Below are 14,514 nucleotides of genomic sequence, written 5' to 3' on the forward strand. Positions count from 1 at the left end.
GGTATCATGAAATAAATTGAATTAATACTGAATTGATACAGGTTTACTCATTTTGGTGGTTTTACCACTCGTCCATTCGGCTTTTATCCTGTACGCGTAACCGTTGCCTATTTTTATTCCTTCATCGGTAACAGACTTTTGTTTGCCTGTGAGCTTTTTATATAACAGGAAGGGCTGGTTATTTACTGAGCGGTAAACATAATAGATGGCAGGTTCCTGGTCGTGTTTCCATTCAATGCTGATAAGCTTTTTTTCGCGGTTAGCCAGGGCCCTTATGTCATTGATGGCGGGGCGAAAAGCGGTTTCATATTCCATGTCGCCGCTGCGGTTCTTCGCTATATTACCGGCCTCATCAAAAGCCACCAGCTCATAATAATATTTACTACCGGGTTGTACGGTAGTGTCTATCCATTCGTGAATGGTATTGGTAGAATCGGTAAACACTACATCTTTATTAAAGCTGCCAACCTGGCTATTTACCCGGTACAATACCTGTTTTACCACATCCTCACTGCTGCTGTTCTTCCATTGTAATAAAATGCCTGCAATGGTATCCTGAACCCGGCAATACGTAAACACAGGTGCAGACGGCGCTACTTTATCTGGTCTTTTCAACGTATATATCTGCGAGTACTGCGAAGGGTTGTACATTTTATCAACTGCCACTACCCGGTACAATACTTTTTCAGAAAGGGTTTGCACCTTAACCGTATCGGTAAAGCTGTTCTTTTTTAAAATGCGGCGGGTTACTTCGGTAAACTCTTCATGGATGGCATTGGCCCTGAATATGCGATAACCCCTAAGATCGGGTTCGGTATTTGCATCCCATTCAAGGTGTACAATACCAGTGCTGTCAATTTTACCTTTTACCCCAACCGGCATGGCTGGTGGCTGCATATCAATTACCTGGCCCAGCTCGGGCAATGAATACACAGTACGGTTATCGGTTGTTTTTATTTTTATACGGTAGTAGCTATCGGCCGGGGGCTTTTCATCAATAAACGTAACAGCCTGTTTATCGAGTGGCTGCGAAATGTCTTTATAAGGCCCTTCGGCTTTTGGCGCCCTGGTAACCACCACCGACTGCGTTTTACTTTTTAATAAAGACGATAAATGCCATTGCAGATAGATCTTTTTATTGTCTATAGATGCAATACTATCTATGAAGGGCGATTCAAGCGCCGGCATACCATGACCGTTCACTACCTGCGAATACGGCCCGGCATCGCCAAAAGGCGTTAAACCCTTAATGCGATAATGCCAGGTAGTTTCATTATCGGTTAAGCTATCAATAAAAAAGCTAAACGGGTGGCCGGGCTTTTCGGCCGAAGGCATAACAGGCAGATCAGTTACCGGTGTAAAGCTTTTTCCATCGGCCGACCGCTCAACTACATATGCAGTATAAATGCCTTTATCAATATTGGTAAGCCATTGCAGGCGGGCGAGGCTATCGTCCCATTGAACGGAGAATTCGCGTGGCGGCGCCAGCTTTAGTGGTTCCTGTAACGAGGTAACACAAACGCCGGGTTCAATACTTGCGCCCTTGGGTTGCTGCGCAACCGAGATCTTATATGCATAGCGTTCGCCTTTTTTTACCGACCGGTCAACAAATCTCAATCCGGCCGCATTGGCCGCTACGGGGCTCAGGTCGCAGGCAAGCAGCATAAAGCCGTATCGCATATCGGCTTCGCCCTGCTGGGTTATAAAATTTCCGATCCCTTTTTCGGGTGTCGTTAGCTGAAAGTCTTTACTGTAAATAGCTTCTTTAACCAGCGCTACACGATCGTTACTAACCGCCAGTTGTTCCATTTGCGCTTCGGGCAATGGTTTAATGGGCGCTGTTGTTAATTGCGATCCATGCTGCCCGGCCAGTTCAACCGGTTTTCCATCGCGCGCCACCACAAAGCGTTCTATAATGTAACCATATTTGTTACCTGTTTGCCATGCCACCTGGCCTGCAGGCGCCCATCGCAACGTAATGGAGTCGTAACGAGGGCTGGCAAGGGCCATTATGGCATGTTGCTTTTGCTGAGAGAAAGCAACAGGTGCACACAACAGGCAGAACACCATCAATTGGTATAAGGCTTTCATAGTTCTAAGGGATTAATGGGTTGGCTTTATTTATACAGGATATTATAATTAACTGTTGATGTAATTGTATTTGTACCTGGTAACCGGTAATTCAACTCAACCGAATATTGTTGATTTATTTCCATTTCGGGATAGGTAGTGCTCATTAACTGACCTACACCCGCTGGCATTACCAGTGCCGTTTTACCAGATAGGTATTTGGCTACTGCTTTCGACAATAGCTCCTGGTAATCGCGATAGCTCACATACGACAAGAAGTACATGATGCGGAAACGCCCCGGTACTGTTTGCGCAGTTCCGGCATTGGCGGCCTCGCCTGTTAACTGGTATGTAGCCGGATCGTTATTGAATACGCTCACCGCTAATAATGGTGGTGAACCCAACAATTTCACATCGCGCTGATCGATGGTAATGTCGTTATCCATTGGGTATTGCTGATAAATTAACGGTATGATCTTATTCTGCAACCAGTTGCTGTTTGGTACAGCCCGGCCGAATAACAGCGGTTTTGTATTATTACCATCGCCACTCAATTCAAACTTGTCGAAGGTTTCGTAGCTATCGAAGCGTTTTCCAATAACCGGCACATAATCGGTAGCAATATCCATGAGGTCCATAGTATTGGATGTTGCGTTCATTTTTTCACGGAAAGATGTATACTTACTGGTCCTGAAAGCCTGTTCCATCAGTGAAGTTTCGGTAGCTGCAAGCGCCACTCCCTTCAGTTTATTTTCGGTGACGGTGGTAACATTATCATCTTCCTCAACAGTGGTACTTTGTGCGGTTACATTATCATTGGCCGATACCGTGTTGGCCGGTGTTTTAACAACACCCAGGCGATATACCGTTTCTGACGCCAGGTTAGCGGGTATTTCAAAGTTCACCTGTGTATTGTTAATGTCGTAAGACACGGGCGTATTGATCACGCTGCCATCGCCCGCTTCAAAACGTACATTATATTTCCAGCTGCCGTTGTTATCGTTCTCTGTGAACAGGTAAGGCTGACCGCGTTTCAGTTTCACATAACCGCGATTGTATTCTTTTGTAAAGAAGTTGTATTGCTGATTTACGGGATAACTGTAAGCAATGTTTTCCGCAGGAATATACCCAGGTGCCGTGCCGGTGTGGAAGGTCACCGATTTGGTTTCATAATCAACTTTACCACCTTCAGTTAGCGGCGTCCATGTTGAGCCGGTCCATTTTTCAATGTGCAGTTTAACTGATGCTACCAGGTCGGCATCGGGCGGCAGAATGTCGCGAAAGTTCAGGGTGGCCGCATCTTTATTATCGTTCAATTCAATATCGCCTTTAATATCGCCGGTGTTTTTACCGGTAAGCTTAAATTCATCGAGCTTTATCTGATAGGTAGTTACCACATCTTCATTGTTCATCATACTGAACGATTTGCCAATGGCCAGGTTAAAGGCTACCTGTGGCGAGCTGAACACGCTGATATCTTTTGAAAGATCGCCCGGTTGCATATCGTTGATGATCTTTATATCTATTTCTTTTCCGCCTACAATTTCACACTCGGTACCCACTTCGAATTTCATAGTGGCTTTTCCTTTAACCAAACCACCGAGAATAGAATACTGAACCCCAACGGCGCCACGGAACCATGCCGGGTTAGGCAGTTTGGCCTGTAATAGCGCGGCTGCAGACAGGTATAAGATATCGAACTCTTTTTTGCGACCGAGTATTTTAACCCGTACGCCCACCCGACCCTGCAAATAAGCATAGGCCTGTCCTGATGCATACCAGCCATTGATACCAATGGGGCCACTGCTACCTTTACAACGCGCTTCACCATAATCGCGCAACAGGATATCGGTACCTGCTCCCAGGCCAAGGAACGCGTAGATAAAGCCTTTGTCTTTTCCAATACCTACTGCTACTTTAAAATGCATACCGAAGCCAATACCCCGGCCGGTGCTCATAGCATTTTCCTTTTCCATGAAATTACCCGAGCCAACATCGAGCACGCTGGTTACTTCGGGCGGAGGCGGCGGCATATCTTCTACCCTTGTACCAGCCTGGAAATAACTTTGTACAGTAGCAAGACCAGCAATGCTGAGGCCCATCATTTGTGAAGGACGACCTACATACATCCACCACTGACCGGGTTCAAAATGCATTACGGCTTCTACCGCAAGGTTATTGGGGCCGGTACCTTTTATTATGCCAAATACGTTGATATAAGTTTTTACACTGGCGTGGAATGAGCTGTTCGTGTTATCATAGCGGATATACACTTTTGCCGTAATGGGCGCCTGCGACGCTTCGCTTTCGGTTTTCTGCGACAGGTTTGAGAAGAAGTAACCAGAACCATCGAACTGCACATACCGCAAACCACCATCGGTACTGAACATGACCTCGAGCATTACATCGGCATTAAAGACCGTTGCCGTAGGATCGGTGGCAATAGTAACGCCGGCCAGGAAACCAAGTCCGGCCTCACGTGAAGGAACATAGTTTAGCAGCTCATCGGCATTCTTCATGCCGGTACTATCAGATTCGCCAATGCTATACGGGTCGGGCACAGGGGGCCGCTCCATATGGTACGAGAGGCCACCCAATAAACGGCGGATGGAGAAGCCGGTTGCTACAGGAATACGTATAGGTACAAATGCATCTACGTGCCAGTAGCGGTAATCGTCTTTTGATCCGAATATGGCGTGGGCCACCATCTTGGATGGCAGTGCCGGTATTTTAAGTGATATTTTACCTTTAAATCCATTGCCGTAAACAGGATGATCTTCATACAAAGCGATCATTCCGTCGAGTTCAAACGCGGTGGTTTTAACCAGCAGCGCAATATCATTCACTTTTACTTTCTCAAACTTCCACTTTGTATGCGTTCTTTCGTAAGTGAATTTGCCATTACTAACGGTTTCTGTCACTTCTTTCACACTACCCAGCACCATAACGCCGGTGGTGGCGGCGAAGCCTTTGTCTTCACTATTCATTAAGCCAATGCGCACCTTGGCGCCAATGGCAAACTGGCCGGTTGAAAAGCCTATTGAAATATCATCAAAGCCACACTGGAAGCTGCCGATCTTAAAACCAACACTTCCGTCGAGGCTAAGGGTGCCTTTATGAACATAAGGTTTTTGGGTGCTGATGGTAAGGTCCTGGAAGGCGATACCGGGCGCCTTTAATATGCCTTTATTAAGGTCAACTTTACCATGCAACACCGCGCTGGGAATAAATTGCCCTTTATATCGTTCAATCTTTATCTGGCTGTTAGGATATAAATGAATATCGCCTAAGAAGGTCTCAAACTTTTTCTCCTGGGTAGTTTCAAGTACAAAGGCATAATAGATATCATCCTGCCGGGTTTCAACAGCGGCGAGGTAGCGCATGGCGCTGTCGCCTAAGAACGGAATATTGATATCGCCTTTGAGCGAGCCGCCGGCTACTTTATTATGAATAAGTTGTACCTCAATATAGTCTACCGACAAAGGCCATCCGCTTGCGGAGGCATCGCCGATCTTTATAAGATTAGCAGCGCTGAACTTACCAGAAAGACCACTGTTATCGATGGTCATATCGGTGGCGCTTACTACAGGCCGTTCGCCTTTACCGTTGGCCAGCTGAGGCGGAAGAAAGATGTTAAGCTGTTTAAGATAGAACCCTTTCCAAAGGTTTGGTTCGCCATCCCATGCCGCCAGATCGCTGCTGGTAAGCATTAGTCCATCAGGATTGGCAATATCGCTCATATCAACAACGGCTTCCTTTACCTCGAAACCAAAGTCCTGAACGCCTTTAATGGCAAAAGGGGTCATATCGACCCGGGCCAGAATGTTATGCAGGTCTTTGGCATTTATTTGAAACGAGGCAACAACTTTTTGGTCTTTCTCATATAACGGTTCAAGCCAGTCTTTTTCAAATTCAAATTGTCCTTTAAGGTTCACGCTTTTAAAGCCGTTGCAATCCCATTCAATATAATTGCTGCGATCGCCGGGAATAACCAGGTCTACCTTATTGTTGATCTTTATAACGTGGTTGCTTACCAGTTCAAGACGGGTGCCGGCTGCTGCGGCAATACCGCCTGGAGTGAAGGCAACATTTACCGCTGCAAATGAAAGCGCTTCATCGGTGCCGGGCAAGGTAAGTTGTGCGTAGATATCGAAAAAAGCACCCTGTGGTGTAAAGCGTGCTTTATCAATGGCAATGATATACGATTTGCCATTGATCTCCTTCAGAATACCAACGGGTAACGAAGCCATGTCGGATTCTTTAAATTCTCCAACAAGCCTGTTCTCTCCAATAATTTTTTGTAATGTGCCTGAGATCTTTGAAACGCTGGCAGAGGTATCTGCGTAATTTGCCCCGAAAGCCTTCGTGATAGCAAAATGACAGGTTAGGGTTAAAAGCAATAGGATGCCTTTGATCAGGATACGGATCATTCTCATGGATTCGGACAGGGTTAACTGTGATTAAGGTATATGGTAGCCCGAAAGTAATAAACTGTTTTTGTTAATGCAAACAGGAGCTAACGTTCTTTTGTCACAATTATAGCAATACATATTATCACTGGTTATTAACAGTGATGTATTAAACTAACTTAAAGTATTTGTTACAGTTATATAAAACTAGAAATGAATCAGTTAGCAGGTGACTAACCCATAAGTGGTATTTTCCCTTTCCGGGAAGTTGTTTTTCCCGGAGACTCAATGTCATAGCCATTTATACAACTTCGTATGATCTTTCCTGTAAAAACCGGTTTCTTGTTTCTGCGAGAAACTAAATTCCAACCCGCCATTATTGAGGCGACGGGCAACCATGCGCATAACGCCCGATGCCTTACCCTGATAAAATTCAACAATCACCTGATCGTCTTTTATAGTATAGTAGGCAGGCCGGCAATAACTGAAATCATTAAACTGTTCTTCGGTTGGATAGCTGAGGTAGTCGAAGCTTACCAATGCCTTACCGTCTTTAAAAAAGCGGATAAAACTATAGGTGTTTTTTCCCCGAACGTATACTGCATTGGGTGAAATTACCGATGTATCCTTTAGCTCGAACAACTGGTTGGCTAATTCAAATTTTATTGTTTTCTCAGGAAGTTCAGAAGCCAGGAATAAAATGTATCTGAGGGCGATTACGAGTCAGATAATCCGGTAGAAGTTAGTAATGGTATGCGTTATGAAATAACGATGAAGAAGAGCGGTGAGTTTAATATTAAGCGATTTGAGAATTAATTTGTTTTGGTGAAGTCGGGATTTGTATAACTTAAATATTCCGGTGGTAATTTTCTTTTAACATATACATGCCTGGTGAATGCTGATCTTCCCTGCGACGTAATCAATGTGTCTCCTTTGGTTTCAATATAGAATATTAGTTTTCCCATATGTTGCAATCCATTAACGGGGCCTAATAATTCTAATTGTATGTGGCTTTTCTTCCTGTAATAAACGCCTCTATAACCAGCATAAGCGGGATCGAAATTTTTAGGTATTAATGGCTTAGTTGAATCAACGATAAATTCGTTCATAAAACCATTTGAATAAAACCTAAGAACTCCATAATGTGTGTAATGAGAGGTAAACGGAGCTTTTCTTCTTAACCAAAGACTGTCCATATGGAGATATCCTATTTCTTCGTACACTATACTGGTATCAATATTCTTTAATACCGTAGAATCAAACCTGACCCTGTTTTTGTATGCTTTGGTGTTTTTGGGAACAGCGGTTGTATTATTTCCTAAATATACTTTTCGCATGCCACAGGAAACAAGCCCTGCAACCAGGAAATATAAAACCGGGGATAATTTATTATTAACTACCATGCTACATCTTCCTTTTTCAACCAGCCCTTTATTCTTTTTCCCGAGAAAGTCATATACTCAAATGACACCCAGTTATCATTTACTGTCATAATACTAATGAAGTTGCCTTTTACCAGGTACATCTTTGTTTTAGCTGTATCGGAAGCTGTTTTATAAATAGTTGCTTTGGCGTTGCGAATAGTATTGGCCGAAATAAATGATTTAGCCGTTGAAAACCCAAAGGGTTCGCCGGTTTCGCCGGCAAGGTCCAGTAAGTTATCGCAACTTGAAAAACGCCCATAGCATTTAACGTTAATACCGGTTTTGATAATTTCAATATAGCCTTTTCCTGCTTCGGAAGTATCGCCCTCGTTAAAGAAGCGTACCTGGTATTTATTGGGGCCTATTGTTTTTGATTGGGGTGAACTTAGAAACAATAAAGAACAGGAAATACGGGGTCCGTTTGGGTTATCATAATTTGACCGTGAAATTATGCCAGAAATGATACCCTTGCTTTTATCATATGCCAGGTCAACAGTTTCTTCGTAGTTGCCGGTTTTTATGGGGAGCGTAGTTTGGGTAAAGGCGGAAAATGAGGCGAGTATTGCCAAAAGGAATAATGCCGGGAATGTTTTCATTCGACCAAAATAGTAATTTATTCTAATTTCTAATAGTGATGGCCAACTGTTCATTCAAACACCGAAGTATCCTTTACCTCCACGCCCAGCCCAAACGCATCGCTGCAGGTCACTTTTCCATTATCGAATTGTAAACCGGTAGCAATATCTTCGGCCAGTAACAATGGGCCATCCATATCTACGTAATCGAGCAAAGGTGCAAGATGCGCAATGGCGGCTGAGCCAACAGTGCTTTCATTCATGCTGCCTACCATTACTTTCATACCCAGGGAGCGGGCATTGGTGATCATGCGGCGGGCGGGCGTTATGCCGCTGCATTTGGTGAGCTTTATATTTATTCCATGAAAATGCTCATGACATTTTTGTACATCCCCTTCCACAACACAGCTTTCATCGGCTATTAATGGCAATGGCGACTCGTTGTACAACCGCTTCATGCCTTCCCAGTCGTCTTTTGCCAGCGGCTGCTCAACAAACTCAACACCCAGGTCTTTTAGCGCGGGTAGTTTCTCCAGGGCTTCCTCCACCGTCCAGGCGGCGTTTGCGTCAACCCGAAGTACCGCCTCGGTGTGTTTACGTAATGCGGTCATTATTTCAATATCCTGGTCGGTACCCAGTTTGATCTTATAAATAGGCCACGGCTTTTCCTGCATTTTGGCTACCATTTTCTCAATGGTGTCAATGCCAATGGTATAATCGGTAAGCGGCGCTTTTTGCATATCGAGGTCCCACAGTTTGTACAGCGGTTGTTGGCGAAGCTTGCCGTACATATCCCAGGCGGCAATATCCAATGCACACACGAGGAAATTGTTTTGCGGGTATAAATGATGCAGGTAATGCCAGTATCGTTCGGGATCGGTGAATGCAAACTTCTCTACAAACAGTTTTTTCTGTTTCAGATCGGCTTCCATTTTATCAACGGGAATATTGTAATACGTAATGGCCGGCGCTTCGCCATATCCTACAAAGCCACGAAATTCCAGTTGTACAACTAACGAGGGCTGATGGGTTTTTGTTCCTTTTGAAATAGTAAAAGGGTATTTGAATGGGAGGTTGAATGACTTAAATGCTACTTTCATTGGGGTTTGGTTGAGCGTGAAATGTGAAAAAGTTGAAAAGTTGATATGTTGATATAGTTGATAAAGGAATACAATTAAATCCTCTATCACCTTTTCAACCTTATCAACTTATCAACGTATTAACCTATAATAATATTCAGCTTCTATCTGCCAGAATCTTTAATATACTCTTCGAGCTCTGTATTAAACTCTTTCTCCTTCAACAACTGCTCCAGCGTAAGATGCATTCTATACCGCCAGTAATGTTTTGGTATAGCGGGTACATTAATACGTTCTTCCTCGGGGTTTTCGCGGCGTAAGATCTCGTTCATGCCCAACAGGTCCTGCAACTGGAAGGTGGCCCACATAGCCGGTGATTGCAAATGCTGTATCACAATGGCCTTATTGATCCATGCTTCGCATGTGGGTGGCGCTTCGCCCCATTGCCCCAGGATATTGTTATAGAACCGCTGCGTTTTTGTGCGGTCCTCTTCCCACCAGCCGCGAACCGTGCTCATATCGTGCGTTGCCGGCGTTACTACACTCAGGTACGGCGCCTGTGCCGGATGAAAGAATTCGGTATGAATATCTTTTGGCATCCGCTGTATTTCCAGGCTCAACACCCCCAGCTGCTTCATCACCACGGGTACGCAATGCGGCACCATGCCCAGGTCTTCTCCGCAAATAAGCATATTGGTCGACCGCTTTAGCGCCGGCAATTTACGTAACCCTTCCTGCATCCAAAAATGTTCCTGGCGCTCGTAAAAATAATTGATGTAAAGCGCCTTTAACTGTTCCTTCAAATGGCCATCTAAATGATGGAACGATGTGATGCTTTCTATACTAATTCTGAAATGAAATTCTGTTCCGTTTGAACCCGGTTGTTCAAACAACAGCACGTTTGAAATAAGATCATACAGGCCTTGCCGTAAGTGCTGGTTCTCTTCACTTCTTTCTAGTGCATCAAAATGCGCTTCCACCTGTCGCTGTGTAGCAAATTCAGGCTTTAACGTGTATTGATTTCCGGCAGCATTGAGGTATGGTTTAAACTTTTCTCCATTTGGCCCAAACAGTTCCCACAACACGGCATCATTTATATATGGCTGGCAATACCTGGCCGGGTTGAACCAAATACCACGTTGTTCAAACTCCACAATATGGATGGGCACGGCGTGTACAAAACGGCCCATAATGCCTTCTACAGCGTGCATTGGAATGCTCCAGATGCGAAAGAAACCCAGAATATGATCTATTCGAAATGCATCGAAGTAATTGCTCATTTGTACAAACCGCTGGTGCCACCATTCGTAACCATCGGCAGCCATACGGTCCCAGTTATACGTAGGAAAGCCCCAGTTTTGTCCGCGCACAGCAAAATCATCGGGTGGTGCGCCCGCCTGCATTTCCATATGGTACAATTCAGGTTCAACCCAGGCATCGCAGCCATAACGGTAAACACCAATCGGAATATCGCCTTTTAGTATGATGCCATTCTTATGTGCATACTCTGCTGCCTCCTGTAACTGGCTATGTAAATGATATTGTATGAAGTAGTGAATGGCTATTTGATCGTACTGTTTGCCCTTGGGTGAAGCCAGCTTTTGTATGGCTTCTTTATTATAAATATTATTTCCCTTCCACTGGTTGAAATCGGCCGTTTGATGGCGATCGCGCAGGCTGCAGAAAACCGCATAGGGCACCAGCCAGTGTTCATTCTGGTAAAAGAACTTCGCAAAATCGGGATCTTTTAACCATTCATCTTTCATCACCATGTACAGCTCTTTTATGGCTGCAAGCTTGGTGTGCATTACCGCTTCGTAATCCACATGGGGCAGCTCGTTCAGCAGTACCTGTTTCTTCTTCAACGGTTTTATGAGGTCGGCATATTTTTTACCGGCCAGTTTGCTAATGTTGAGGTATAACGGATGTAGCGCAAATGCTGAAATGGCGGCATACGGATACGAATCTACCCAGGTATGCGTGGCTGTAGTGTCGTTCACCGGTAGTATCTGTATCATCTTCATGCCGGTTTTTGCGGCCCAGTCAACCAGTAATTTCAGATCGGTGAATTCCCCCACCCCAAATGAGTTCTTGCTGCGTAAACTGAAAACCGGTATCACCACGCCAGCGCCCTTCCATGTGCTATTGGGAAGGTGCAAAAAACCATCGTGCAAAATGGTAAGAGTGTTTACGAGGGCATCGCCGTGCAGCCAGCGGTTCTCCCCTTCTTCGAACCGTACAAATTCTTTGCTTTTTGTATTATAGATCCCGTATTTGTATTGAATGGGAAATGATTCCTTTGGCAGGTTTAGTTTTATCGTCCACCAGTTGCCTTCACGATGTAGCAATACCGGATCGGTTTCGTCCCAATCGGCCAGGTCCCTGTTGCTGCCGAGCAAGCAAACCACTTCATTTTTTTGAAGCAGCGGCGCTTTTACCTTAAAGTAATGGGTGGCATGTTTTACTGCCTTGCTCTTGGTTTTGGTTTCATTTTCTTTGAGCAGTATTTGTTGAAAGGGATCGGTATAAAAAGTATTTCCAAATTCCCCCGGCGGGTTCCAGGTATCCAATACCCTTATTTCCTGCATGGGACTTTTTGAAATAGGGATGTGTTTATTGTCGTCCTGTTCCTGTACCTGGTTGCCATCGATGCCTTTGTAGATGTAGGTGTATTGAACGATATCGGTTTGTGGGTTATTGATTGTAACGGTGCCCGTCCACAGGTCGTGGCTAAGCCAGGTTAAAGGAAATGCCTTGTTGGGGTCATTGTTGCCTAATTCGTCGGTATTGCCAATAACATACAATGATTCGCCGGGCCGGGTATAAAATCTAATATAGAAATGAATTGTCATAATGGTTTGGTTTAATAATAAATGCCGGGGTTCTCACGTACGGTTAAAACCAGATAAAGCGTTCATTTTCAGAACGAAATTATAGCAAGCAGGTTAAAAAAAGGCAATAAAGGCCTTCATGATCGGGATATTCAAGGACATTTAGCAGGCCAAAACCGGATGGGATTCGAAGTTTGAAAGATAGTAAAAAATACACACCCATTTTCTATTAGGTATAGATCTTTCGTTATATTTTTGCGGCAAATTTTTACCATATGGCTAAAGGCGCTAATAAATCTTTGTACTGGATCCTGTTTTTAGTTTCTACTGCTGCATTTCTTTTTGCTATTGCAACCGGCTGGCCTTATTTAACCATGATCCTGCCCTTCGTGTGCACGTTCTTTGTTCTGGCTATGGACATTATTTAGTCGTAAAACGGCAGACGGCAAACGTGAAAATGCCCTAAGGTTAGATTTGCTGTTATGCACTTTGATCTCGATTTATTGCAGTTTATTATAAAAATAATGCCCCACCATTCCGGCGGGGCATTATTCATTTAAATATGTTTTGAGCTTACACTTTCAGATGCTTAAAAATTAGCGGGTGGCTGAACCAGCGGCAACCCTTTGCCGTTTCACGTCTCACGTTTCACGCTACTGCACACTTCCAACAACCTGCTTTTCTGCCTTCTCAATAAACACCGTCTGTTTTAATTTAACAGCAACTGTTTGATCGTGTTTTACGGCCGGTTTCCACTGCGGCATGTTCTCAAATGCTTCAATTATTTTGTCGTTCAGATCGTCGTTACCGCCTTTGAGTACATTGGCATAAATAACTTTTCCTTCCTTATCAATTACAAATTCAACCTGGGCAAAGGTCTTTGTCTGGTGATCGAGCAAATAAGGCACCATGTCCTTACTTAGCTGATCGATAAAGGCCTGGAATTTTTCATTTCCGCCAGGGAAAACGGGCAAACGTTCTACTACTGCAGAAATATCGTTGGGATTATACGTTTTCAGCGGACGGCGTTCTTTCTTTACCACCACTACTTCTTTTTCCTTCGGAAGAATACCTTCAACCAGGTAATCGCCCTTGTTGCCTACCATGATTATAGGCAGCTTCTTTGTTTTTTCGAAGTAAGTATAGGCGTGCCTCAGTTCTTCAGACAGTTCCTTGTATTCAGGAAAATCTTTTACATACTTTTTCAGATATTCGCCGCTGCGTGCATTATCGAACCGGATGGGGAAAATATGCACCGGAATAAAATCCTGGCCGGCACTGCGGGCATGCGCCGCAAGAATATACAGCTCTTCGATCTGTTCGTTATTTACCGGTATGCAACCTGTAGTTACACAGCTGCCGTGGATATAAATATCGCCACCAGGCATCAGTGAATCGCTTAGTATGCGATCTGAGGCGTTGGGATAATTCAGGCCCAGCGACAGGTGGTACTGACTTCTTGGGTTGAATTCATTTATGTAATAAAACCCTTCGGGTACCTGGTAATCGCCCTGCATGCGTTTGGGACCTAATGATCCCGCCAGCGCACATACGCGATAGGTTTTAAACAGGGTGAACTTATCGCCCAGTTCCTGCTTTACCCAAACTTCAATTTGGCTATCATATTTAAAGGAACGTATGTAGAGGTATTTGGCAGGCCAGGCAAGTCGTTTGTCCTGGAACTGCTTCATCAGCGTGTCTTCCTTACGTTTCAACGCATCGCTGATACGAGGCAGGGAGCGCTGGTAATCGATAAAATTAATACTGGCGGCCGCAGCGGTTTGCGCGGTAGCTGTTTTAATAAGGCACAATGCCCCCAGTAAAAGTATAAACGAGTATCTCATGTAAATTAACTGGAGTTAGAACGCAAAATAGGTTATGATTATTTATTGCACTTTCGTCAATCGGTGTTAAAATTAATACAAACAAAGCACCAAAAAGCATTTTAGCTTATTAACACTGTGGATAATGTACAAATTGCTGTATGTCATTTGCAAAGCTGTGTAATGCGTGTTGGTGTTGCTAATTGCTTATTAATTCAAATTTAGCACCGAGGGTTGTTCAGTTTCAATTCTTTCAACAATAAATAAGGATTAATGTTTATGGATTGTAAGTAAAACCCCTTG

General features: G+C 44.2%; 9 protein-coding genes. 1 reads left to right on the forward strand and 8 read right to left on the reverse strand.

Translation table 11 applies throughout. The features are described from left to right. Nucleotides 1-21 precede the first annotated feature (21 nt). The 7 genes from GGD38_RS21890 to GGD38_RS21920 form a co-directional block, all read right to left on the reverse strand. Nucleotides 22-2,091, reverse strand: coding sequence for a fibronectin type III domain-containing protein (locus GGD38_RS21890; RefSeq protein WP_375301336.1), 2,070 nt, complete (start codon nucleotides 2,089-2,091; stop codon nucleotides 22-24). A gap of 26 nt (nucleotides 2,092-2,117) precedes the next feature. Next, a complete protein-coding gene (locus GGD38_RS21895; protein WP_375301337.1) occupies nucleotides 2,118-6,506 on the reverse strand; it encodes a hypothetical protein in 4,389 nt (1,462 codons plus the stop codon). 264 nt (nucleotides 6,507-6,770) lie between these two features. Next, on the reverse strand, nucleotides 6,771-7,121 hold the full coding sequence (locus tag GGD38_RS21900) for a hypothetical protein (protein ID WP_375301338.1): 351 nt from the start codon (nucleotides 7,119-7,121) through the stop codon (nucleotides 6,771-6,773). 170 nt (nucleotides 7,122-7,291) lie between these two features. Beyond that, nucleotides 7,292-7,882, reverse strand: coding sequence for a hypothetical protein (locus tag GGD38_RS21905; protein WP_375301339.1), 591 nt, complete (start codon nucleotides 7,880-7,882; stop codon nucleotides 7,292-7,294). Beyond that, entirely contained in the window at nucleotides 7,876-8,499 is a 624-nt protein-coding gene (locus GGD38_RS21910; RefSeq protein WP_375301340.1) for a hypothetical protein, read from the reverse strand. Before GGD38_RS21910 ends, GGD38_RS21905 begins: the two co-directional genes overlap by 7 nt. A 50-nt stretch (nucleotides 8,500-8,549) precedes the next feature. Further along, the gene (locus GGD38_RS21915) at nucleotides 8,550-9,578 is read right to left on the reverse strand and encodes a dipeptide epimerase (protein ID WP_375301341.1); all 1,029 of its coding nucleotides are present in this window, start codon (nucleotides 9,576-9,578) and stop codon (nucleotides 8,550-8,552) included. Nucleotides 9,579-9,721: 143 nt separating this feature from the next. Continuing rightward, nucleotides 9,722-12,409, reverse strand: coding sequence for a 4-alpha-glucanotransferase (locus tag GGD38_RS21920; RefSeq protein WP_375301342.1), 2,688 nt, complete (start codon nucleotides 12,407-12,409; stop codon nucleotides 9,722-9,724). Nucleotides 12,410-12,663: 254 nt separating this feature from the next. Between GGD38_RS21920 and GGD38_RS21925 the strand changes: the two genes are divergently transcribed. After that, nucleotides 12,664-12,816: a hypothetical protein gene (locus GGD38_RS21925; protein WP_375301343.1), complete on the forward strand. Its 153-nt coding sequence runs from the start codon at nucleotides 12,664-12,666 to the stop codon at nucleotides 12,814-12,816. Between the two features lie 225 nt (nucleotides 12,817-13,041). Here GGD38_RS21925 and GGD38_RS21930 read toward each other — a convergent pair whose 3' ends face one another. Then, nucleotides 13,042-14,232 carry a L,D-transpeptidase family protein gene (locus tag GGD38_RS21930; RefSeq protein WP_375301344.1) on the reverse strand — a complete coding sequence of 397 codons (1,191 nt, stop codon included), beginning with the start codon at nucleotides 14,230-14,232 and terminating at the stop codon, nucleotides 13,042-13,044. Nucleotides 14,233-14,514 lie beyond the last annotated feature (282 nt).

It is taken from the genome of Niastella sp. OAS944 (assembly GCA_024809215.1).
Classification (GTDB): Bacteria; Bacteroidota; Bacteroidia; order Chitinophagales; family Chitinophagaceae; genus Niastella.